This is a genomic window from Stenotrophomonas sp. YJH_SMC_101-4 (assembly GCF_059370395.1).
Genome location: NZ_JCAFTP010000001.1, coordinates 978,081 through 998,841 on the forward strand (window position 1 = coordinate 978,081; position 20,761 = coordinate 998,841).

The window sequence follows — 20,761 nt, forward strand, 5'->3', positions numbered from 1 at the left end:
AGCCCGCATTGCGCATCCAACCCGCCCCGCCTGCCGTACGACCTCGACCCGCCCTTACGGATGAAGTCCATGCGCATCGCCTGGCTGTTGTTGTGCCTGCCCCATGCCGCGCTGGCGGCCCCTGGCTGCGAAGCGAGGGCGTGGCAACGTCCTCGCAGGGCCGGATCCTCTACCGGGAAGTGCACTGGCGCCGCGATGCAAGCGAGGGTGCCGAGCGCTGGGTGCTGTACCAGTGCCCGGGTGGCCAGCCGTTCGCCCGCAAGCACCTGCCGGCCAGCCCCTTTGCGCAGGCTCGCGGCTATTCGCTGCAGGACCGACGCAGCGGCCAGACGGCCGAGATCGAGACCGCCAGCGGTGCCGTGTCGGTCGCCTGGAAGGAGGATGCCGCCAGCCCGCCCCGGCAGCGCAGGCTCGATCTGCCGCCGGACGCAGTGATCGATGCGGGATTCGACGCGGCGGTCCGCCTGCACTGGACAGCGCTGATGCAGGGCGAACGCATTTCGCTGCCCTTCCTGGTGCCCGGGCGGCAGCGCTACTTCCCGGTGCAGGTCCGGCATACCGGCACCCTGCGCTGGCAAGGCATCGACGCCCAGTCGATCGAGGTCAGCCTCGACACCTGGTATGGCGGCATCGCGCCCCGCCTGTCGCTGGTCTATGCCAGCGCCGACCGGCGCCTGCTGGAATTCAACGGCACCAGCAACCTGCGCGATGCGCGCGGCACCTATCCGCAGGTGACGGTGCGCTTTGGCTCGCCACCTGCGCAACGCCCCACGTCGGAGTGGCAGCAGGCATGGGCGCAGCCACTGGTCGACCGCTGCACCGTCACGAACACGTGAAGCCGACATTCACTGCAACACGTCGCATCCATTACGCATTCTGCTGCGTACAGGAAGACACGACACCCGCCGAGATCCGCCATGGCCTCTGTATCGCCCCTCCCCCGTCGACGCTGGCGCCTGGTGCACACCCTGCAGCGTTGGGTTGATACCAGCAACGCTGCAGATGCCAACTCGGAACAGCCCGGCCGCATCGACTGGCTGCGAGCGGTGCCGTTCGCGCTCATGCACCTAGCGTGCATCGCGGTGATCTGGGTAGGCGTGTCATGGACGGCGGTCGTCATGGCCACGGCGCTTTACGCAGTGCGCATGTTCGCCATCACGGCGTTCTATCACCGCTACTTCTCGCACCGCACCTTCCAGGCATCGCGTCCGGTGCAGTTCGTGTTCGCAGTCATCGGCGCCTCCAGCGTGCAGCGCGGGCCGCTGTGGTGGGCTGCCCATCATCGCCACCACCATCGGCATGCCGACCAGCGGCTGGACCCGCATTCACCGCGCGAAGGCGGCTTCTGGCGCAGCCACATGGGCTGGTTCCTCACCCGCGAGGCATTCGCCACCGATCTGTCGCGGGTACCTGACCTGGCGCGCTTCCCCGAACTGCGCTGGCTCGACCGCTTCGATACGGCAGTGCCGGTACTGCTGGCCGCAGCGCTGTACGCGCTGGGTGCTGGACTGGAACGCTGGGCGCCCGACCTGCAGACCAATGGCCCGCAGCTGCTGGTGTGGGGCTTCTTCATTTCCACCATCGTGCTGTTCCATGCCACCGTCACCATCAATTCGCTGGCGCACCGCTTTGGCCGCCGCCGCTTCGAGACCCGCGACGACAGCCGCAACAACCTGTGGCTGGCGCTGCTCACCTTCGGTGAGGGCTGGCACAACAACCATCATTTCTTTCCCGGCACTGTGCGCCAGGGCTTCCGCTGGTGGGAAGTGGACCTGACCTGGTACGGGCTGCGTGCGATGGCGGCGCTGGGCCTGGTCAAAGGCCTCAAGCCCATCCCCGAATGGGTGCTGGCCAAGGCGAGGTACTGACATGCGCATCGCCATCATCGGCTCAGGCATCTCAGGGCTGGCCAGCGCCTGGTGGCTGCAGGAACGGCACGACGTGACGCTGTTCGAGGCGAGCGATTACCTGGGCGGCCACACCCATACCCACGACGTGCAGATAGACGGCACGCGCATGGCCGTGGACACCGGCTTCATTGTCTTCAATCCCCAGCACTACCCGCTGCTGACGGCGCTGTTCGAAGAGCTGGGAGTGGCGTCGCAGCCGACCACGATGAGCTTTTCGATGCACAGCGAACGCAGCGGCGTGGAGTACAACGCCACCTCGCTGGATGGCCTGTTCTGCCAGCGACGCAACCTGGTATCGCCGCGCTTCTGGGGCATGCTGGCCGATCTGCGCCGGTTCTACCGGGATGCCCCGCTGTTGCTGGCCGAGCAGGAAGGTCCAACGCTGGGCGAGTACCTGCGAGATCAGCGCTACGGCGAGGCCTTCATTGAAGAGCACCTGCTGCCGATGGCCTCGGCGCTGTGGTCGTCGCCCACCGCCACGGTGCAGGACTTCCCCGCGCGCTATCTGGCCCAGTTCATGGCCAACCACCAGATGCTGCAGATGACCGGGCGGTCGTCCTGGCGGGTCGTTACCGGCGGCTCGGCCCGCTACGTGGATGCATTGCGCCGCCGCTGGCGGGTGCATGAGCGCCTGCAGTGCCCGGTGCAGCGGGTGGAACGCACGCCTGGGGGCGCACGCGTGCACAGCGCCGCAGGCGTCGAGGCCTTCGACGAAGTCATCCTGGCCTGCCATAGCAACCAGGCGCTGGCCCTGCTGGGTGATGCCGACCCCGCTGAGCGCGAGGTACTGGGTGCCATCCGCTACCAATCCAACGAGGCGGTACTGCACACGGATGCATCCTTGCTGCCGCGCAACCGCAAGGCCTGGGCGGCCTGGAACGCGCATGTCCCGCAGGATCCAGCGGCGCCCTGCACGGTAAGCTACTGCATGAACCTGCTGCAGGGCCTGCCCGGCAGCACGCCGCTGGTAGTCACCCTCAACCGCAGCGAGGCCATCGATCCGGCCAGGGTGCTGCGCACGCTGCACTATGCCCATCCAGTGCACGATCATGCTGCGGTTCGCGCGCAGCAGCGCTGGGCAGAGCTGCAGGGCCATCGCCACACCTGGTTCGCAGGGGCCTACTGGGGCTGGGGCTTCCATGAAGATGGCATCCGCAGCGCCCGCCGCGTGGTGGATGCGCTGGAGTCCTGCGCACCGCATCGCAGGGTGTCCGCACCGGGCGAGGTGGCGGCATGAGCGCCAGCGCACTCTATTTCGGGCAGGTCATGCACCGCCGGCATCACCCGCACCCGCATGCGTTCCGTTACCCCGTTGCGCAGCTTCTGCTCGACCTGGATGAGCTGGAGACCGTGTTTGCGGGACGCTGGCTGTGGTCGGTCAATCGGCGCAACCTTGCCGAGTTCCGGCGCAGCGACTATTTCGGCGATCCGGCACAGCCTCTGGCCGATGCCGTGCGCGACCACGCCGCGCAGACGCTCGGTCATCGACCTTCGGGGCCGGTGCGCCTGCTCACCCACCTTCGCTTTGCCGGGCATGTATTCAACCCGGTCAGCTTCTACTACTGCTACCACGCCGACGGCAGCACGCTGGACTGCATCGTTGCCGAGATCACCAACACGCCCTGGAAGGAACGGCACGCCTACGTGCTGCCGGTCGCTACGGCCGTCCACGAAGGTGCGTCACTGCGTTGGCAGTTCGACAAGCGCTTCCACGTTTCGCCGTTCATGCCGATGGACTGCCGCTACGACTGGCGCTTCAGCAGCCCCGATGAGGACCTGCGCGTGCACATGCAGGTCTGGCGCGACGGCATCCGGCAGTTCGATGCCACCCAGACGATGCACCGCCGCCGCCTGGATGGCCGCGGGCTGGCGCGGCTCCTCGCCTGCTACCCACTGATGACCACCCAGGTGGTGGCCGCCATCCACTGGCACGCGCTGCGGCTGTGGCTGAAGCGCAACCCCGTACACGACCACCCCACCCTTGCCGGGAAACCACGATGAACTCGATGACGCCTTCGGTGACCCTGCCGCGCCCCGGCGCGCTGGACGCCTTCCTGCGCCGCCGCCTGCTGGCGCAGCTTGCCCCCTTGCGCGATGGCCACCTGTGCGTGCGCGATGCCCTTGGCGAGGTCCGGCTGGGCAACGCCCACGCAGGGCTGCAGGTAACGGTGACCATCGATGACCCCGCGTTCTACCGGAAGGTCGCTGCGCAGGGCAGCGTCGGCGCCGGCGAGAGCTACATCCAGGGCGACTGGCACTGTGATGACCTTGTCGCGCTGATACAACTGCTGGTACGCAACCGCGAGCTGCTGGACGGCATGGAGCAGGGCCCGGCCCGTGTGGCTGGCTGGCTGCTGCGCGGATGGAACCGGCTGCACCGCAACAGCCGTGAGGGCAGCCGGCGCAACATCGCCGCCCACTACGACCTGGGCAACGATTTCTTCGCCCTGTTCCTGTCGCCTGACCTGATGTATTCGTCGGCGCTGTTCACCAGCGAATCCGAATCGCTGGAGTCCGCCTCGCGCCGCAAGCTGGACCGCATCTGTCAGCAGCTGCAACTCAAGCCCGGCGATCGCGTAGTGGAAATCGGTACCGGCTGGGGTGGCTTCGCGGAGCACGCGGCGCGGCACTACGGCTGCCATGTCACCACCACCACCATCTCTGCCGAGCAGCATGCGCTGGCCACCGAGCGCGTGCGGGACGCAGGACTGCAGGACCAGGTCACGTTGTTGATGCAGGACTACCGCGACCTGCAGGGCCAGTTCGACAAGCTGGTATCGATCGAGATGATCGAAGCGATCGGCGCCGAATACCTGGACACCTACATGGCCACGCTGCAGCGACTGCTGAAGCCCGATGGTGTTGCCCTGCTGCAGGCCATCACCATCGAGGATCATCGCTACGAGCAGGCCCGGCGCAGCGTCGACTACATCAAGCGCTACGTGTTCCCGGGCAGCTTCATCCCATCGATCAATGCGATCATGGCCGCCAAGAGCCGATCCAGCGACCTGCAGCTGATCGCCCAGCAGGATTTCGGCCATTCCTACGCGCTGACCCTGCGCGCCTGGCGCCAGCGCTTCCTCGCACAGCTGCCCGCCGTGCAGGCACAGGGGTTCGATGCGCGCTTCTGCCGCCTGTGGGACTTCTACCTGGCCTACTGCGAAGGCGGCTTCCTGGAGCGTTCGATCGGTGTCTCGCATCTGCTGCTGGCACGCCCGGGCCATCGACCTGCGGTCCCGGCTGGCGAAGGTGACTGACATGTGCCGGTTCTGGGCCAACCTGCTTGGCAACCAGCTGGTCTGGCTGTGCGCGGTGGCCGGCGCCGGGCGCGGCTGGCAGTGGCCCGCGTTGCTGGCTGCGTCGCTGTATATCGGCAGCCAGCTGCTGACGTCGGCGCAACCACGGCTGGACCTGCGGCTGCTGCTGCTTGCGTTGGCCTGCGCCTGGCTGGTCGACGCCAGTGCGGCCGCCAGCGGCACCGTGCGCTACGCCGCGTCTCCGCTGGGATGGGCGCCGCCACCCTGGATCATGGCCTTGTGGGCGGCATTCGCCATGACCCTGACCACCTCGATGCGCTTCCTGCAGCGCCACCCTGCCCTGCCGCCCCTGTTCGGCCTGCTGCTGGCGCCACTGGCCTACCTGTCGGCCGCGCGTGGATTCGATGCGGTGCAGTTCAACAGCCCGATGTGGCATGGCGTCCTGGTGCTGGGCGCAGGCTGGGCCATTGCACTTTCGCTCCTGTGCCGCGCCGCCCGTAGCGGCCCGCGTACTACGCCACAACCACCTCTCGTCGGAGCGTCATCATGATCAACCTGCTCTGGGTGCTGCTCTACGCGGTACTGGTGATGAGCTGGGGCTGGGCCTGGCAGCGCCGCCACCACAACATCGGCGTTGTGGACGTACTTTGCGCCAAGGGCGTGGGCGCCGCCGCGCTGCTGCTGGCGTTGCTGGGCGAGGGTGCGGTGACGCCACGGGTGGCGCTGGCTGTGCTCGGTGGCCTGTGGGGCGGTCGCCTGGCCCTGCATCTGTGGCACCGGGTCCGGCACGAAGAAGAGGACGGGCGCTATCGCTACCTTCGTGAGCACTGGCAAGGACACCAGGGAAAGATCTTCGGGTTCTTCATGGCACAGGCACTGCTGGTGGTGCTGTTTGCCCTGCCCTTCGTCGCGGTCGCCGCCAATCAAGCCGCTGACACGACGCCCTGGGTGCTGGCGGCCGCGCTCGTCTGGCTGCTGAGCGTGGGCGGAGAAGCGCTGGCCGACCGGCAGCTGGCCCGGTTCCGCGCCAACCCGGCGAACAAAGGCCGCACCTGCCGTGATGGACTCTGGCGGTATTCCCGCCACCCCAACTACTTCTTCGAGTGGCTGCACTGGTTCACCTACGTGCTGCTGGCCGTCGGCTCCCCGCTGTGGTGGCTGGCCTGGCTCGGCCCCGTGCTGATGTATGTGTTCCTGCGCTATCTCAGCGGCATCCCGTTCACCGAGAAGCAGGCCCTGCGCAGCCGCGGCGACGACTACCAGGCCTATCAGCGCAGCACGCCGATGTTCTTTCCCTGGTTCCCCCGCCCTTCCAAGGAGCATTCCGCATGAACGCGATCCCGTCACTGAATCCTGCCGAAGACACGGAAACCGGGCTGATCGCCTGGGCCGAACGCGGGCTGGTCCCCGATGCGGCGCTGCGTGCGGGCATCCGCCGCTTGTGCGCGCGACGCCTGCATGAGGAAAGCGAGGGTGGCATCGAAGGCCAGTCGGCGCGCTTCAGCCGGGGCATCGCCGAGCTGGCCGACAGCCCACTCGCCTTACACACCGACGCAGCCAACCGACAGCACTATGAAGTGCCAGCAGCCTTTTTCCAGGCCTGCCTGGGCAAGCGACTGAAGTACAGCAGCTGCTACTACCCCACCGGGCGCGAAACGCTGGACCAGGCGGAGGACGCGATGCTGGAACTGTACGGCCAGCGCGCAGGCCTGGCCGATGGCCAGCAGATTCTCGAACTGGGATGCGGCTGGGGCTCACTGACCCTGTGGATGGCAGAACGCTACCCGCAGGCCAGCATCACCGCCGTTTCGAATTCGCACAGCCAACGCCAGCACATCATGGCGCAGTGTGAAGCCAGGGGGCTGCGCAACGTCGAGGTGATCACCCGCGATGTCAACCAGCTTGAGCTGCCCACGGCACGCTTCGACCGCTGCGTGTCGGTCGAGATGTTCGAACACGTGCGCAACTACGAGCGCCTGCTGGCGCGCATCGCGCAGTGGCTGAAGCCAGACGGTGCGTTGTTCGTGCATATCTTTGCCCATCGCACGCTGATGTACCCGTTCGAAACCGAGGGTGGCGACAACTGGATGGGCCGCCATTTCTTCACCGGCGGGCTGATGCCGGCCGCCGATACCCTTCTGCATTTCCAGCGCGACCTGCGGCTGGATCAGCGCTGGTTGCTGGACGGCACCCACTACCAACGCACCGCCGAGCACTGGCTGGCCAATCAGGATGCGGCACGCGACCGGGTGATGCCGATACTGGCGGCGACCTATGGGCCGGCGGCTGCGCGCATCTGGTGGCAACGCTGGCGGATGTTCTGGATGGCGTGTGCCGAGCTGTTCGGCTACGACGACGGCCAGCAGTGGCTGGTGGCCCACTACCTGTTCCGGCCCCGCTGAGGTGTGACATGCGAAAGTTTCCACTGCTTCCCCTGATCGCGATCGGCTTGTTCGGTTCCGGCTGCAGCTCCAGCGACACGCGCCCACTGCCGCGTCCGTCATCGGTGGATGTGCCGCGTTTCATGGGTGACTGGTACGTGATCGCGCATATCCCATCGCGCCCTGAACGCGAGGCCTTCGACGCCGTGGAGAGCTATGCCCTGCGCTCCGATGGGCGCATCCAGACCACCTTCACCTATCGCAAGGGCAGTTTTGATGCGCCACAGAAGTCGATGCACCCCATCGGCCGTGTCGAGAAGGAAGGCAATGGCGCGATCTGGGGCATGCAGTTCATCTGGCCGATCCAGGCTGAGTACGTGATCGCCTGGCTCGACGAAGGCTACCGCCAGACCATCGTGGCGCGAAGCAAGCGTGATTACGTCTGGTATATGGCCCGCACCCCGCAGGTGTCGGACAGAGACTACCAGCAGGCAGTCGAGCGGATTGCGGCGATGGGTTACGACACCCGCACGCTGAGGCGGGTACCGCAGTCGGTGCGATGACACCGCACCCTCGTCCCCGGTGGATCGTCCTGGAGCAACAATCGATCATCAATCATTGCAACGTGGTGCTTTCACCATGCGCCCTTCAGATACGGTGCTGGGCAAGCCAGCAGGGTCTGAACGGATACACGATCGATGGACAGCACTCCGGACAATACCATCACAGCCTCCTGGAATGGCTTCGTCGTCCGGCAGATCCTTCCGTGCGATCTCGACCTCATCTGTGCCCGCCGTGAAGCGATGTTCCGTGAAAGCGGCCGGAGCGAAGAGGTCCTGCAGCAGATGGCCGCCCCGTTCCGTAGATGGCTGGAGCCGCGCCTGATGTCGGGCGACTACTTCGGCCATGTCCTTTCCGACAATGGACAACCCATCGCAGGCATCGGCCTGATGCTGATCGACTGGCCGCCCCACCCCGCCCATCCAGAGCAGGACTCGCGCGGCTACGTACTTAATGTCTACGTGGAGCCCGGCTACCGGCGTCGCGGCATCGCCCGCCAGCTGATGAAGCTGGCCGACAACGCGTTCGCCGGGCGAGGGGTGGCCTACGCGGTGCTGCACGCTACCGCCCAAGGGAAGCCTCTGTATGCCGATCTCGGATGGGCTGCGACCAGCGAAATGGCCCGCGACCTGCGCAGCGGGGGCGACGTGCCCTGAAGGGCCTGACTGTGGCCTGACGATCCACTGCATCAATCGGCAACACTGGATTGATGGATCTTGTACATCGACCCTTAGGAATAATCGCAAAAATCCAACAAATTCGATGCTCGACGCGACAGCAGCGCCAGAATGATCGCCACGCCCTTCGGGCGCCGATCACCTCCCAGCGCATGAATGGATACCCTGCACCGCGCCGACTGCGGCTGGCACTCCTCGACGATCACGAAGTCGTCCGCCGCGGCACCGTCCTGCACCTGTCCCGCGACATCCGCTTCGACATCGTCGCCAGCCACACCCGCAGCGATGAGCTCGTTGGCAGCCTGCGCCGGCTGGCAGTGGATGTCGCCATCATCGATCTCACCCTGGCGCCCGGCGACCGCAGCAGTGATGAACTGGTTTCTCTCCTGCGCGAGTGCTTTCCTCATGTTCCCCTGCTCGCCTTCGCCACGCTGACGCCAACCACCCGCATCGATCACCTGCTGACGGCCGGCATCAGCGGCGTGGTCAGCAAGTCCGAGCCCCTGGAGATGCTGTCTGAAGCCATCGTGCGCATATCGCAGGGACTGTGCCGCCTGCCCGCCGATTGCCTGTTCCCGGCCAACCGCGAGGAACTCAGTCGCAACGAACGCGAAGTGCTGGACCTGCTTCTGGCAGGCCTGACCGTCTCCGAGATCGCGCTGCACCGCCACCGCAGCGTCAAGACGGTCAGCACCCAGAAGGTCGCCGCCCTGCGCAAGCTCGGGTTGCGCAATGACGTGGAGATCTATGCACTGCGGCGGCAGCTGGGGGGGCGATGAGGCGCCGCGCTCGTCTCCGTCTGCGCACTTCGTGCACCTTGCTGCTGGCCCTGATCCTGCTGCCCGCAGCCTCCGCCGAGGATGCGCAACTGCAGGAATGGTCCGCCGGCCGCGAAGTGCGGGTTGCCACCGCGCCATCACTGCGCCCGCTACCTGCAGCGCTGGAGGATTCACGCACGCCCCCTACCCTCGCCCATGGTTATGCCGACCTTGTCGCTCAGCATTCCGGCCTGCGCTTCCGCGATCTCACCTACACCAGCACGAGCGCGGCGGTCGCTGCCGTCTGCCGGCACGAGGCTGACCTGGTGCTGGTCATGGGCAATCCTTCGCATCGCCCGCTTCCTTGTCCCGACCTGATGGCATCGGGCGCTTTCCATGGCGGCAGGACGGTGCTGGCCTCGCGTAAAGGCGAGCGCCCACCCCGTGACGTCACCGGGGTGAGGGCGCAGGTGCTGGCCGTCGTTGACGGTGGCCCCTATGCCGACTGGCTGGCGACCCACCATCCTCAGATCCACCTGCTGCACCTTCACGACCGCCATGCGGCGCTGGCCGCCGTGGAGAGCGGTATCGCCGATGCGGCCATCGGCCTGGAAGCAACGCTGCAGTCGATGATCCGGAAGCACTTCGCGGGCAACCTGCAACTGCACCCGTTCGACAGCGATTTTTCCACCGATCTGCACCTGTTTGTCCGCCGCGAGGACCAGCAGCTGCTGGCGCGCATCGATCAGGCGCTGCGCGCCATCACGCTCGAAGAGCACGCAGGGCTGCTGGAGTTGTGGGCACAGCAGATGCTGCCCGCATCCATCGAGAGCACACTTGACCAGATGCGCCTCCCGCTCCTGCGATGGCTGCTGTGTCTGGCCACGGCACTCATCGGCCTGCCCGTGCTCTGGCAGGCGCTACGTTGGCGAATCGGCCGCACGGAACGCCGCCTGGGGCGCGCGGCGGGGATGATCAGCCATGAGGTGCGCAATTCCGCGCAGACGATTCTGGCTTCGATCGACCTGCTGAGCCAGTCACACCTGCCCAAGGGGCAGCGCGAACTGCTCGCGGCAGCGCTTGCTGCCGGCCAGTCGCTGCGCAGGCTGCTCGATCGCTCACTGGCGTTCTCGCGCCTTGCCAGCGGCAGCTTCAGGCCGCATCCCGTGCCCTGTGACGTCGGTCAACTCTGTGCCCGTGCACTGGAAGCCATCCGGCCGGAGGCACTACGGAGAGGCCTGTCACTCCAGCTCGATCGCACGCCTGATCCAGCGCCGGTGGTCGCGCTGGATGCTGATGGACTGCGCCAGATTGTCGACAACCTGCTGGGCAATGCATTGAAATTCACGGACGTCGGTGGTATCGAAATGCGCCTGCAACTATCGCCCGCCCTGTCTCCCCGGGAGCTGTTGCTGGATGTGATCGACAGCGGCATCGGCATTGCGCCCGCTCAACTGGCGCTTCTGTTCCGGCCATTCCAGCAGAGCGAGGATGGCCAGAGACGTGGCGGCACCGGGCTGGGCCTGACGATCGCGCGCGAACTGGCCGTTGCCATGGGCGGCAACCTGACCGCACACAGCGTGCATGGGCGCGGCAGCCGCTTCACCCTGCGATTGCCGGTCCGCGCCGTCCACGGCGATCCGCCACCCATCGAGCCGCTGCAGCAGACACCACTGGCCGGCATCGACCTGCTCCTGGTCGAAGATCATGCACTCAGCCGGCACATCGTCGCAGAGCAGCTGCGCCGGCTGGGTGCGGATGTACGCGCGGTTGCCGATGCCGACACCGCATTGGCCGAGCACGCGCTACGACCGCGCGCCACGGTCATGCTGGACATCGGGCTTCGCGACTCGGATGGCTACGCTCTGGCGCAGCAGCTGCGCGCGCAGGCAGAGTCCCCCCTGCGAGTGATTGCCCTGTCCGCCCGCATGGGGCGCCGCCATGCGGCGCGCTGCCGAAGAGCCGGATTCGACGCCATCCTGGTCAAGCCATTGCAGGTTGCGAGCTTGCTGCAGGCGCTGGGCCTTCCGCCCCCGGCGCACCGTACTGCGCCCGATGACGCCCCTGGCGTCGAGCCGGATTACGCTGCGGACATTGCCTATGAGCTGGCCAGGATCGAACAGGCCGTGCACGACGTCGATGCTGCGACACTACGCCACCATGCGCACCGCCTGCAGGGCACGCTGCAGATGTGCCGGGCAATGGATCAGGCCGGCATGGCGGCCGCTCTGTGGGAGATGGGGCATGAGGCCGCGCCCGACTGGGTCCAGGCGCGGCGGCTGCTGCAGGGATTGCAGCAGTGGCACGGCTCCCGCAGAGCGGAAGCCGCACCATCGGCCTGATCAGGCCGCCAGGCGCTCGACCTGGCGACGGGTCAGGTCGTTGAAGCGACCCAGCGACATCAGGTGCTGATGGATCAGCGCCAACCAGCCGCTGCGGTGCCACTCGACCACGGTCGCTTCCGGCAGCGCCACGAACTTCTCCACGTCCACCACCAGGAAGCCGTTGAGATTGAACTCGCGGCCATCCGGGGTACGCACGGTGGCATTGCGCTCGACCAGCAGACCGTTGTCGATCAGGGCCTTGGAGAAGGCCTGGGTCTGTTCATGCTCGCGGGTGTACTGGCCGCAGAACTCCAGCGCCTGCTGCACCATGTCGGTGGCCTTGCCGTCCACGAACAGCGGCTGGCCTTCGTCACCGCCCATGACCACGCGCGAGCTCTCTTCGTCGATGCCCAGCAGGAAGTCGTTGTCCGCACCGGTGTCGATGAAGATGAAGGGGTGGCGACGCAGATAGGCCGGAATATAGGCCTCGTCTTCCCACAGGCCGTCCTTGATGAACAGGTTCTGGTCGGAAACACCAACGGCGGCCATCGGCACGGCGGTCGGGCCAGCGAACAGGATCGGGAAGTGGTGCAGGGCCAGCGAGAACTCGCCCAGCACCAGCGGAATGGCGTTGTTGCCGGCGGCAAATTCGAGCTTGCCCGGCAGGATGCGCAGATCGGCATGCACATCGGCCTGCAGCGGCACCGGACGGGTGTAGAACAGGGGGGCGCTGCTCGGCGCCGCTTCGGTGGTGGTGTCGCTGGTGGTCGTCATCTTGGGAACCGTTCGATCATGCGCGCCTGCCATCCCGGGCGCGCCAGCGGGAACAACCTGAATCCCGCATTATCAACAAGCTCGATGACAACGGCCACCCCACCGACGGCCTATTTCAGTTGCAGGGGGTAGCGCTGCCAGAGCACGTGGACCAGGAAACCGGCCAGCTCGGTGTCGCGCGCGCTGACTGCGGCGCGGATCTTGTCCAGCAGCACCATGTCCGAGCAGGAGCGCACATCGGCGTGGTTGGCCTGCCCTGCCCGGCGCGCGCGGTAGCGTGCGGCCCGCTGCGCATCACTCATTGCGTACCCGAACTTGGGCGGACGGCCGCGCTTTCGCGGCAGGGTCAGCTCCAGGGTTCCGGGGTCTTTGTCATCACGCATGAGAGGGGTGCGGGCGGCGGCGAGCAACGGGGGGTGCGCAATTTATCGTGAGGCATCACTTTAATCCAGCTTTTTCTGCAGTTTTGTTGCAATGCAATGCAAAAAGCCGTCGCAAAAAAGGGAGCCCGCGAACGGGCTCCCCTCACCTTCCTCATGCAGCGCGTACCGGCTCATAGCCGTGCAGGTGCGCCTCGCTGCTCGCCCGCCCCTGGCTGAGCGAACGCAGCGACGTGGTGTAACCCACCAGCTGCGCCAGCGGCGCAAAGCCACTGACCTCGGCGCGACCGTCCTGGTCGTCGATGCGGGCAATGCGACCATGGCGACGGTTGAGGTCGCCCACCACATCACCCACCGACGCTGATGGCGAATGCACCGTCACCGCCATCACCGGTTCCAGCAGCTGCGTGCCACCCTCGGCCAGCGCGGCCTTGATCGCCTCGGCACCCGCACGATGGAACGCCATCTCCGACGAGTCCTTGGCATGGGTCTGGCCATCGACAAGACTGACCTCGATACCGACCACCGGATGGCCCTGCGGCCCTTCCGACAGCGCGGCACGCACGCCCTTCTCCACCGCAGCGATGAAGCTGCGCGGCACCACGCCACCGACAATGCGGTCGTTGAACACCACCTGGTCGTCCTCGCGCGGCAATACATCCAGTACCACGTGCGCGAACTGGCCCTGGCCACCAGTCTGCTTGACCAGCCGCCCGACGACGCCGGTCATCGCACGCATCGGCGTCTCCTGGTAGGCCACGCGCGGCGAGCCCACGCCCACATCCACCTTCCATTCGCTGCGCAGGCGTTCGACCATCACCTCCAAGTGCAGCTCGCCCATTCCCCAGACCAGGGTCTCCGCCGTGTCGCGATCGGTTTCGACGCGGAACGACGGATCTTCCTGGGCCAGGCTGGCCAGGCCCTGCGCCATCCGGATCAGGTCGGCCGCACGCGCCGGCTCCAGCCGCCAGGCCAGCACCGGCGCCTGTGCCTGGATGTTCTCCAGGCGCAGCGGCTGCGCACGGCCGCTCAGCGTTTCGCCGCTGACCGCATCCTTCCAGCCCAGCACCGCGACGATGTCACCGGCCACGGCCTGTTCGATGTCGTGAGTCTGGTCGGCCTGCACCCGCACCAGCCGGCTGACGCGCCGCCCTTGCGGATGCTGCGAACTGGCCACGGCGTCGCCCACCTTCAAGGTGCCCGAGTACAGGCGCACGAAGCTGAGGGCGCCGTGCTGCTGATGGGTGATCTTGAACAGCAAGCCTGCCAGCGGACCATCCGGGTCCGGCGGCAGTACCACCTCGCCGCGCTCGCTTTCAGCGGTCACGGCAGGCCGGTCCAACGGCGATGGCAGGTAATCGACCACGGCGTCCAGCAGTGTCTCGATGCCCTTGTCCTTGAACGCAGCACCGGCCAGCACAGGCACGCCCGCACCTGCCAGCGTCGCCCGACGGATCGCCGCACGCAGCGTCCCGGCATCGATCACGCGCCCTTCCAGCCAGGCATCGGCCAGCTGCTCGTCGTGATCAGCCACGGCTTCGACCAGCGCATCGCGCTGTGCCTGCCACTGGGCGCGCACCGCGCCGTCCCACGGGGTCATCGTGGTTGCGGCACCATCCTGCCACTGCAGCACGCGCTCATCGACCAGATCGACCCAGCCGTTGAAGCCGCTTTCGCTGCCCAACGGCACGCCCAGCGCCCAAGGCCGGGCCCGCAGCTTGTCCTGCAGTTGCTCCAGCACGCGCTCGAACGACGCGCCGACGCGATCCATCTTGTTGACGAAGGCGATCAACGGCACGCGATGACGGCGCGCCTGGCGCCACACCGTCTCGGACTGCGGCTGCACGCCATCCACGGCCGAGAACACCGCCACGGCACCGTCGAGCACGCGCAGCGAACGCTCGACTTCGATGGCGAAGTCGATGTGGCCGGGGGTGTCGATCAGGGTGAGCCGATGCGGCGGCAGGTCACGCGGCGCCCACTGCGCCTGCACGGCGGCAGCGCCGATGGTGATGCCACGCTCGCGCTCGATCGCCGAAAAGTCGGTGGTCGCATTGCCGTCGTGCACTTCGCCGACGCGATGGATCTCGCCGCTTTTCCACAGCAGGCGTTCGGTCAGGGTGGTTTTGCCGGCGTCGATGTGGGCAATGATGCCGAGGTTGCGACGGCGGGAAAGGACTTGGGTGTTCATGAGAAAGGTTCCTGCAAAGCCAACTTCGGGGGCCGCGCACCCCGGTTGGCGACAGGGTGCGCGGCTAGCGTTCGGTCTCGGCGATCTGGTGCATGGCACGTTCTCCTTGCGGTACATCGGGTTACGGGAAATGGAACTGCGGAAACGAAAAGAGCGCCCCGGAGGGCGCTCTGTCGAAGGTCCAGCGATGGCCGCTTCAACGGCCTCGTGGGGCTCCAGGCAGACACGCCCGTTCCGCGCTTGCGCGGGTCAGGGTGAAAAACTTCAGGAGCGGCATCCGGTTCATGGGGCGCATTCTAGACCTGCCAATCTGGCGCGCAAGTGAATATTGAGCACATAAATGGAACGATGAGGCCGGCAACGATAGGGGTCAGATCCCTTTGCCCCTGGCAAAGGGATCTGACCCATGGCTGCCCTTACTTGCAGCCGTGCAGCTTGCGCGCCTCGGCCACCGTCGCAGCCCGGTCATCGCCCATCGAGATCCAGCCCTGCAGCGACATCGCCGGATCCACATGCGGCTGGCGCGCGCCACCGCGCACCACCACTTCGGTCCAGCTGCCCACGGGCGCCAGTTCGGACAAGCGTGCCGCCTGGTCGTCCTCGGTGCTGAACATATCGTCCGGGGCCGCCGGAGGCGTGGTATTCACGGTTTCTGTCTTGCGGGTCCGGACCCGAAGTGCACCGCCCGGCAACCGCTGGGTGATCACCTCGTATCGCTCAACACCATAGGCCCAGCTGTTTTCGCCAACGCTGCGGGTCTCGCTACCGTCATCGGCCACGGCTACCACTTCGCCTGCCGGCCCGACAACGCCCGCGACAGCCCCCAGGCCGGACATCAGCGCCTGATAGACGATCATCTGCCGCTGCTCGGCGGTCAACGCTCCGGTCTTGAGCTTGGCGGCAGGAATCTTCAGGTAAGCCGTCTCCCTGCACAGTACCAGCACCTGCTGATCGTCCCAGCTCACGGACATTTCCTCGTTGGCGAAGTACTGCGTCTTCATCGACGTCACAGCGGCACCGTCGCCACTGGAATGCCGGGTCTCGATCAGCGAGGCGTGCTCGGCCGCATTGGCCAGCGAAACCTGGGAGGTCGACGCTGCATTGGCAGCGCACACCGAAGCAACCATCGCGGCAAGCAGCACGCCGCGCGTAACGGTACGGATCATGGCATCAGTCCATTGAAGAAAATGAAGCAACCATGATACCCGGAGCAACCTGACGGCCTTCGCTCAGGTCACCACCACCAGCGGCACCCCACGTCGTGGATGCTCCAGCACCACCACATCCTGCTGGTACACGCGCTGAAGATTGTCTTTGGTCAGCACCTGCAATGGCGTGCCATCGGCCGCCACCCTGCCCTGCTCCAACAGCACGATGCGGTCAGCGTAGCCTGCGGCCAGATTGAGGTCGTGCAGCACCACGATCACGCACGCACCGGCTTCGGCACAGGCACGCACACTGCGCAGCGTGCGCTCCTGGTGGCGCAGATCCAGCGCGGCCGTCGGCTCATCAAGCAACAACAGCGGCGTGTCTTGCGCCAGCACGCGCGCGAACGTGGTGCGAGCCGATTCGCCACCGGACAGCTGCTGCACCTCGCGCAGGCGCAGCGCCTGCAGTTCCGCGGCATCGATTGCCGCTTCCACCTGGGCGTCATCCACCACTGGATCCGGCGGATGCGGCAACCGCCCCATCGCCACCACTTCTTCCACGCTGAAGGCAAAGCGCACGCCGTGCTCCTGTGGCATTACCGCGCGCTCGCGCGCCAGTGGTCCGGCCTTGTAGCTGGCCAGCGGCTTGCCCAGCAGGCTCACCTCGCCCGCATCGGCGCGCAGGTCACCGGCAGCCACCGCCAACAGCGTGGATTTGCCCGCGCCATTCGGTCCAACCAGGGCGGTCACCGTACCCGGCTCGAACGCCAGCGAGATGCCATGCAGGATCTCGCGCTGCTGGCGGCGCACCACCACCTCGTGCAGTTTCAGCAGCACGCTCATGGGGCCGCCTTGCGGCGCTGCTGCAGCACCAGCCAGAGGAAGAACGGTGCGCCCAGCGCGGCCGAGAACAAGCCCAGCGGAATCTCCGCGGGCGGATCGAGCGTGCGTGCGGCGGTGTCGGCCACCACGATCAGCAGCGCACCGAGCAGGCCGGACAACGGCAGCAGCCAGCGATGCCCGGGGCCGACCAACAGGCGCGCCACGTGCGGCACCACCAGGCCAACGAAGCTGATCGAGCCGGCAAAGGCCACCGCCGCGCCCACCAGCAGCGCACTGAACGCCACCAGGCGACGCCGCGTGCGGGTGACATCCAGCCCGAGGTGCTGTGCCTGGCGCTCCCCCAGCGCCAGCATGTCCAGCGGCGTGGCCAGTCGCTGCAATGCGAACACGCCAATCGCAAACAACGGCACCACCGCAGCCACGTCGGCCCAGTTGGCGCGCGCGAGCGAGCCCATCTGCCAGAACACCAGCGACTGCAGTTCGCTTTCGCTGGCGATGTAAGTGAGGAAACCAATCAGCGCCGAGCAGAACGCGGCCATCGCGATACCGACCAGCAGCAGCGTGGCGTTACCCGTGCCCTTGCCAGGCCGGGCCAACGCATACGTCAGGCCGATCGCCAGCGCACCGCCGACGAACGCGGCCACCGGCACCAGCCAGCCCGCCGCACCGGCGGCGCCCAGCACGATGGCGGCCACCGCACCCAGTGCAGCACCCTGGCTGACACCGACGATGCCGGGGTCGGCCAGCGGGTTACCGAACAGGCCCTGCAGGCTGGCACCGGCCATCGCCAACGACGCGCCGACCATCGCGCCCAGCAGGGCACGCGGAATGCGCAGTTGCCAGACCACGGCCAGATCGCGGCTGCTGACTGCCTGCGGATCCAGCAGGCCCAGCTTCACCGCCAGCGCCTGCATCACCTCCAGCGGCGGCAGCCGCAGCGGGCCCACGGCGAACGACGCCAGCACTGCCCCCAGCAGTGCCAGCAACGCCACCAGCAACATCGTCCGCCCGCGACGGCGGCGCCGATCCGCCGGACTCATGCCTTCGGCAACGCCGCCAGGGCCTTGGCCAGCGCCAGCGCGCCAGCACCGGAACCGACACTGGTGTACTTCAGCTGCACATCCGGCATCACCCAGACCCGATTGGCCTGCCCGGCCGGGGTCTGCCTCAGCGTCGGGTACGCCTTCCACAGGCCTTCGGCACCACCGAACAACTGCAGGTCATGCTCGGTCACCAGGATCACCTCCGGTGCCGCGGCAACCACGCCTTCATTGCTCAGCTGCGAGTAGTTCTTCACCCCGGCCTCGGTGCCGATGTTGACGCCGCCAGCCAGTGCGATCAGCTGCGCCGATGCGCTGTCGGCACCGGCAACAGTTGGCGAGCCACCGGCACCGGTGGCCGATACGTGGATCACTCGTGGCGCATGGCCCAGGCCCTTGCCAATCGCTGCAGCCTCGTCGAGCTGGCGCTGCACCTGCGTGGCAAGTGTCTGCCCTGCCTCGGCCAGCCCTAGTGCGGCGGCGACCTTGCGCACTTTGTCCGGGGCCGGCTGCAGGTCATCGATGACCACGGCCGGCTCGCCCACTTCGCGCAGCTTCCTGGCAAGCTCTGTGTGGCGGCGCAGGCTGTTGCCGAGGAACAGCGAGCCCTGCAGGCTCAGCACGCCCTCCACGCCAGTGGTTCGGTTGAACAGGAACTGGTGCGGTGCGGCCAGGCCGGCCTGGGTGGTGGTGTTGGTCGGCGCGGCAAATACCTGCTTGCCCAGACCCAGCGCCTCGATCACCGCGATGACATCGTCACCACCGGCAATGATCCGGCTGGTGTCGGCCACTTCGACGTCGGCACCATCATCGGAATGCACCTTGGCCGGCAGCACGGCCTTCTGGTCGTGCACGGCCGGCATTTCGGCACCGGCCACGCGCTGCCAACCTGCCGGCAGCGCGGTTTCCGCAGCCGCCGCCGTTGCCGCGGGCGGCTCGGCAGGCGTCTTGCCATCGGAGGGAGCCGACGAGCCGCCACAGGCAGCCAGCGCCAGCGAAACGGCCAGCGGGAGCGCACACAGGCGCAGACGGGACGCGATGTTCATGGACGTTCTCCTTGCTGGCAGGGCGACGCGCACGCCGCCCTGCCCTGTGACTTACTGCTTCGGGGTGATACGGGTGATGCGGTCACCCTTCGGGTCTTCAGCGCCACGCGACTTGTTCACCGCGAACACGTTGCCCTTGCCATCGGCGCGGACGTGGTTCGGCAGCGTGCCGCCATCGAGGTTGGCGACCACCTTGCCGTCACCGTTCACCACGGTGACCGTGCCAGCGCCACGGTTGCTGACGTAGGCCAGGCCGGAGGCATCATCGAAGGCGACGTTCAGCGCGCCGGCGCCGACCGGCACATCGTGCAGCACCTTGCCGGCGGCCACATCAACGATCAGCAGGTTGTCGGTGCCCTGCGAGGCCACGTACAGGCGGTTGCGCGCGGCGTCGAAGGCCACGCCCGAGGCACTGATCGAGTTGCCCAGGCCGATGACCTTCTCGACCTTGCCGCTGGCCACATCGATCACCGCCGCTTCCGGGGTGCCGATGCTGACGGTGAACAGCTTGCCAGCCTTTTCGTCCAGCACCAGGCTCATCGGGGTGAACTTGCCGTCATCCACGCCGGATTCCAGCGTCACCTGCGGCAGTTCCTTGAACGTCTTCGCATCGAACACCGACAGATGGTCCTCTCCCGTGGCCGAGGCGAACACCTTGCCGTGGGTGCCGTCGACCACCACGTCACGCGCATGCGGCACGGCATCGATCGGGAACTGGTGGACCAGCGACAGGTCCTTCTGGCGATAGACCGCAATCGAGTTCTGGCGGGTATTGGTCACCCACACATTGCCGTTGGTGTCATCCACGCCCACACCGTAGACCGCATAGACCGCGCCATTGGTGCTGCCCGGCACCTGCGCCGGGGTGATCGCCTTGGTCACCTTCAGCGACTTCGGGTCCAGCTTCAGCAGCTGCGACTGGGTCACCGGCGGGCGACCCACCGCCGAGGTCACGAACACCGCGTTGCTGGCGGCGCTGTAGGCGGACTGGTACAGGCCCGGCACCAGCTTGTTGGACTGGGTGGCGAACTGCGCCTGGCCGGACAGCGGCAGCTGCGGCGAGACGCGCAGCTTCAGCACGGTGGCCGCAGCCGGTTGGCTGGCGCGCACCACCACCGGATGAGTGCCCGGCACCGCGTCGGCCGGAATGCTCAACTGGGTCTTGAAGTTGCCATCAGCATCGACCACCAGCGGCTGCGCGTTGAGCACGCTGTCACCGCGCAGCAGGCTGACCTTCTGGCCCGGCAAGAACCCACGGCCGACCACGTCGGCAGTGCTGCCGGGAACCACGTTCTCACCGCGTGAGACGACTTCACCCTTGAAGGTGGCGTTGGCCGGCTGGTCGAACGCCGGCTGCGCGGTGGCGGTCACCGCCAGCAAGAGGCCGGCGGCGAGAGAGGTGAGACGGAAAGACGGACGGAACGACATGGAAGGCTCCTTGCACACGTAGGCCGCGCCACGTGACGCGGGA

19 protein-coding genes and 1 pseudogene are annotated in these 20,761 nt (G+C 66.9%); 12 read left to right on the top strand and 8 right to left on the bottom strand.

Translation table 11 applies throughout. The features are described from left to right. Window positions 1–69 precede the first annotated feature (69 nt). The 12 genes and pseudogenes from AC5P8D_RS04505 to AC5P8D_RS04560 all read left to right on the top strand — a co-directional run bounded on the left by AC5P8D_RS04505 (window position 70) and on the right by AC5P8D_RS04560 (window position 11,886). Window positions 70–836 (top strand): annotated as a pseudogene (locus AC5P8D_RS04505) (hypothetical protein). A gap of 81 nt (window positions 837–917) precedes the next feature. After that, window positions 918–1,868, top strand: a complete 951-nt coding sequence (locus AC5P8D_RS04510; RefSeq protein ID WP_495203120.1) for an acyl-CoA desaturase — start codon at window positions 918–920, stop codon at window positions 1,866–1,868. A gap of 1 nt (window position 1,869) precedes the next feature. After that, on the top strand, window positions 1,870–3,147 hold the full coding sequence (locus AC5P8D_RS04515) for an NAD(P)/FAD-dependent oxidoreductase (RefSeq protein WP_329921248.1): 1,278 nt from the start codon (window positions 1,870–1,872) through the stop codon (window positions 3,145–3,147). Further along, a complete protein-coding gene (locus AC5P8D_RS04520) occupies window positions 3,144–3,911 on the top strand; it encodes a DUF1365 domain-containing protein (protein WP_329921246.1) in 768 nt (255 codons plus the stop codon). Before AC5P8D_RS04515 ends, AC5P8D_RS04520 begins: the two co-directional genes overlap by 4 nt. Continuing rightward, the gene (locus AC5P8D_RS04525; protein WP_495203121.1) at window positions 3,908–5,167 is read left to right on the top strand and encodes a class I SAM-dependent methyltransferase; all 1,260 of its coding nucleotides are present in this window, start codon (window positions 3,908–3,910) and stop codon (window positions 5,165–5,167) included. The genes AC5P8D_RS04520 and AC5P8D_RS04525 overlap by 4 nt, the downstream gene beginning before the upstream one ends. A gap of 1 nt (window position 5,168) precedes the next feature. Beyond that, a complete protein-coding gene (locus AC5P8D_RS04530) occupies window positions 5,169–5,717 on the top strand; it encodes a DUF2878 domain-containing protein (protein WP_049436401.1) in 549 nt (182 codons plus the stop codon). Beyond that, window positions 5,714–6,499: a DUF1295 domain-containing protein gene (locus AC5P8D_RS04535; protein ID WP_495203122.1), complete on the top strand. Its 786-nt coding sequence runs from the start codon at window positions 5,714–5,716 to the stop codon at window positions 6,497–6,499. The genes AC5P8D_RS04530 and AC5P8D_RS04535 overlap by 4 nt, the downstream gene beginning before the upstream one ends. Beyond that, window positions 6,496–7,569: an SAM-dependent methyltransferase gene (locus AC5P8D_RS04540; protein ID WP_010485800.1), complete on the top strand. Its 1,074-nt coding sequence runs from the start codon at window positions 6,496–6,498 to the stop codon at window positions 7,567–7,569. The genes AC5P8D_RS04535 and AC5P8D_RS04540 overlap by 4 nt, the downstream gene beginning before the upstream one ends. 8 nt (window positions 7,570–7,577) lie before the next feature. Further along, a complete protein-coding gene (locus tag AC5P8D_RS04545; protein WP_019337464.1) occupies window positions 7,578–8,111 on the top strand; it encodes a lipocalin family protein in 534 nt (177 codons plus the stop codon). Between the two features lie 135 nt (window positions 8,112–8,246). Further along, on the top strand, window positions 8,247–8,765 hold the full coding sequence (locus tag AC5P8D_RS04550) for a GNAT family N-acetyltransferase (RefSeq protein WP_495203123.1): 519 nt from the start codon (window positions 8,247–8,249) through the stop codon (window positions 8,763–8,765). 53 nt (window positions 8,766–8,818) lie between these two features. Beyond that, on the top strand, window positions 8,819–9,565 hold the full coding sequence (locus AC5P8D_RS04555; RefSeq protein ID WP_231298857.1) for a LuxR C-terminal-related transcriptional regulator: 747 nt from the start codon (window positions 8,819–8,821) through the stop codon (window positions 9,563–9,565). Then, on the top strand, window positions 9,562–11,886 hold the full coding sequence (locus AC5P8D_RS04560; protein WP_311069202.1) for an ATP-binding protein: 2,325 nt from the start codon (window positions 9,562–9,564) through the stop codon (window positions 11,884–11,886). Before AC5P8D_RS04555 ends, AC5P8D_RS04560 begins: the two co-directional genes overlap by 4 nt. Here the strand turns inward: AC5P8D_RS04560 and AC5P8D_RS04565 are convergent, their stop codons facing one another. The 8 genes from AC5P8D_RS04565 to AC5P8D_RS04600 all read right to left on the bottom strand — a co-directional run bounded on the left by AC5P8D_RS04565 (window position 11,887) and on the right by AC5P8D_RS04600 (window position 20,718). After that, window positions 11,887–12,642: a SapC family protein gene (locus AC5P8D_RS04565; RefSeq protein ID WP_171954269.1), complete on the bottom strand. Its 756-nt coding sequence runs from the start codon at window positions 12,640–12,642 to the stop codon at window positions 11,887–11,889. It lies immediately after the preceding gene. Between the two features lie 110 nt (window positions 12,643–12,752). Next, window positions 12,753–13,025 (bottom strand): hypothetical protein, encoded by a 273-nt coding sequence (locus AC5P8D_RS04570; protein ID WP_005409616.1) that lies wholly within the window; start codon window positions 13,023–13,025, stop codon window positions 12,753–12,755. Window positions 13,026–13,176: 151 nt separating this feature from the next. Next, the gene (gene fusA, locus AC5P8D_RS04575; protein ID WP_197643366.1) at window positions 13,177–15,213 is read right to left on the bottom strand and encodes an elongation factor G; all 2,037 of its coding nucleotides are present in this window, start codon (window positions 15,211–15,213) and stop codon (window positions 13,177–13,179) included. A 416-nt stretch (window positions 15,214–15,629) separates the two neighbouring features. Further along, window positions 15,630–16,379, bottom strand: a complete 750-nt coding sequence (locus AC5P8D_RS04580) for a hypothetical protein (RefSeq protein ID WP_433897460.1) — start codon at window positions 16,377–16,379, stop codon at window positions 15,630–15,632. 63 nt (window positions 16,380–16,442) lie between these two features. Next, on the bottom strand, window positions 16,443–17,204 hold the full coding sequence (locus AC5P8D_RS04585; protein ID WP_433897459.1) for a heme ABC transporter ATP-binding protein: 762 nt from the start codon (window positions 17,202–17,204) through the stop codon (window positions 16,443–16,445). Then, window positions 17,201–18,244: a FecCD family ABC transporter permease gene (locus AC5P8D_RS04590; RefSeq protein ID WP_019337457.1), complete on the bottom strand. Its 1,044-nt coding sequence runs from the start codon at window positions 18,242–18,244 to the stop codon at window positions 17,201–17,203. Before AC5P8D_RS04590 ends, AC5P8D_RS04585 begins: the two co-directional genes overlap by 4 nt. Continuing rightward, entirely contained in the window at window positions 18,241–19,290 is a 1,050-nt protein-coding gene (locus tag AC5P8D_RS04595) for a heme/hemin ABC transporter substrate-binding protein (RefSeq protein ID WP_099560485.1), read from the bottom strand. Before AC5P8D_RS04595 ends, AC5P8D_RS04590 begins: the two co-directional genes overlap by 4 nt. Before the next feature lie 51 nt (window positions 19,291–19,341). Next, window positions 19,342–20,718: a YncE family protein gene (locus AC5P8D_RS04600; protein WP_495203124.1), complete on the bottom strand. Its 1,377-nt coding sequence runs from the start codon at window positions 20,716–20,718 to the stop codon at window positions 19,342–19,344. Between the last annotated feature and the right edge of the window lie 43 nt (window positions 20,719–20,761).

Bases quoted from the DNA above. Each gene is read 5' to 3' on its own strand.
- AC5P8D_RS04510 (WP_495203120.1), top strand. From the start codon at position 918: ATGGCCTCTGTATCGCCCCTCCCCCGTCGACGCTGGCGCCTGGTGCAC.
- AC5P8D_RS04515 (WP_329921248.1), top strand. From the start codon at position 1,870: ATGCGCATCGCCATCATCGGCTCAGGCATCTCAGGGCTGGCCAGCGCC.
- AC5P8D_RS04520 (WP_329921246.1), top strand. From the start codon at position 3,144: ATGAGCGCCAGCGCACTCTATTTCGGGCAGGTCATGCACCGCCGGCAT.
- AC5P8D_RS04525 (WP_495203121.1), top strand. From the start codon at position 3,908: ATGAACTCGATGACGCCTTCGGTGACCCTGCCGCGCCCCGGCGCGCTG.
- AC5P8D_RS04530 (WP_049436401.1), top strand. From the start codon at position 5,169: ATGTGCCGGTTCTGGGCCAACCTGCTTGGCAACCAGCTGGTCTGGCTG.
- AC5P8D_RS04535 (WP_495203122.1), top strand. From the start codon at position 5,714: ATGATCAACCTGCTCTGGGTGCTGCTCTACGCGGTACTGGTGATGAGC.
- AC5P8D_RS04540 (WP_010485800.1), top strand. From the start codon at position 6,496: ATGAACGCGATCCCGTCACTGAATCCTGCCGAAGACACGGAAACCGGG.
- AC5P8D_RS04545 (WP_019337464.1), top strand. From the start codon at position 7,578: ATGCGAAAGTTTCCACTGCTTCCCCTGATCGCGATCGGCTTGTTCGGT.
- AC5P8D_RS04550 (WP_495203123.1), top strand. From the start codon at position 8,247: ATGGACAGCACTCCGGACAATACCATCACAGCCTCCTGGAATGGCTTC.
- AC5P8D_RS04555 (WP_231298857.1), top strand. From the start codon at position 8,819: ATGGATCTTGTACATCGACCCTTAGGAATAATCGCAAAAATCCAACAA.
- AC5P8D_RS04560 (WP_311069202.1), top strand. From the start codon at position 9,562: ATGAGGCGCCGCGCTCGTCTCCGTCTGCGCACTTCGTGCACCTTGCTG.
- AC5P8D_RS04565 (WP_171954269.1), bottom strand. From the start codon at position 12,642: ATGACGACCACCAGCGACACCACCACCGAAGCGGCGCCGAGCAGCGCC.
- AC5P8D_RS04570 (WP_005409616.1), bottom strand. From the start codon at position 13,025: ATGCGTGATGACAAAGACCCCGGAACCCTGGAGCTGACCCTGCCGCGA.
- fusA (WP_197643366.1), bottom strand. From the start codon at position 15,213: ATGAACACCCAAGTCCTTTCCCGCCGTCGCAACCTCGGCATCATTGCC.
- AC5P8D_RS04580 (WP_433897460.1), bottom strand. From the start codon at position 16,379: ATGATCCGTACCGTTACGCGCGGCGTGCTGCTTGCCGCGATGGTTGCT.
- AC5P8D_RS04585 (WP_433897459.1), bottom strand. From the start codon at position 17,204: ATGAGCGTGCTGCTGAAACTGCACGAGGTGGTGGTGCGCCGCCAGCAG.
- AC5P8D_RS04590 (WP_019337457.1), bottom strand. From the start codon at position 18,244: ATGAGTCCGGCGGATCGGCGCCGCCGTCGCGGGCGGACGATGTTGCTG.
- AC5P8D_RS04595 (WP_099560485.1), bottom strand. From the start codon at position 19,290: ATGAACATCGCGTCCCGTCTGCGCCTGTGTGCGCTCCCGCTGGCCGTT.
- AC5P8D_RS04600 (WP_495203124.1), bottom strand. From the start codon at position 20,718: ATGTCGTTCCGTCCGTCTTTCCGTCTCACCTCTCTCGCCGCCGGCCTC.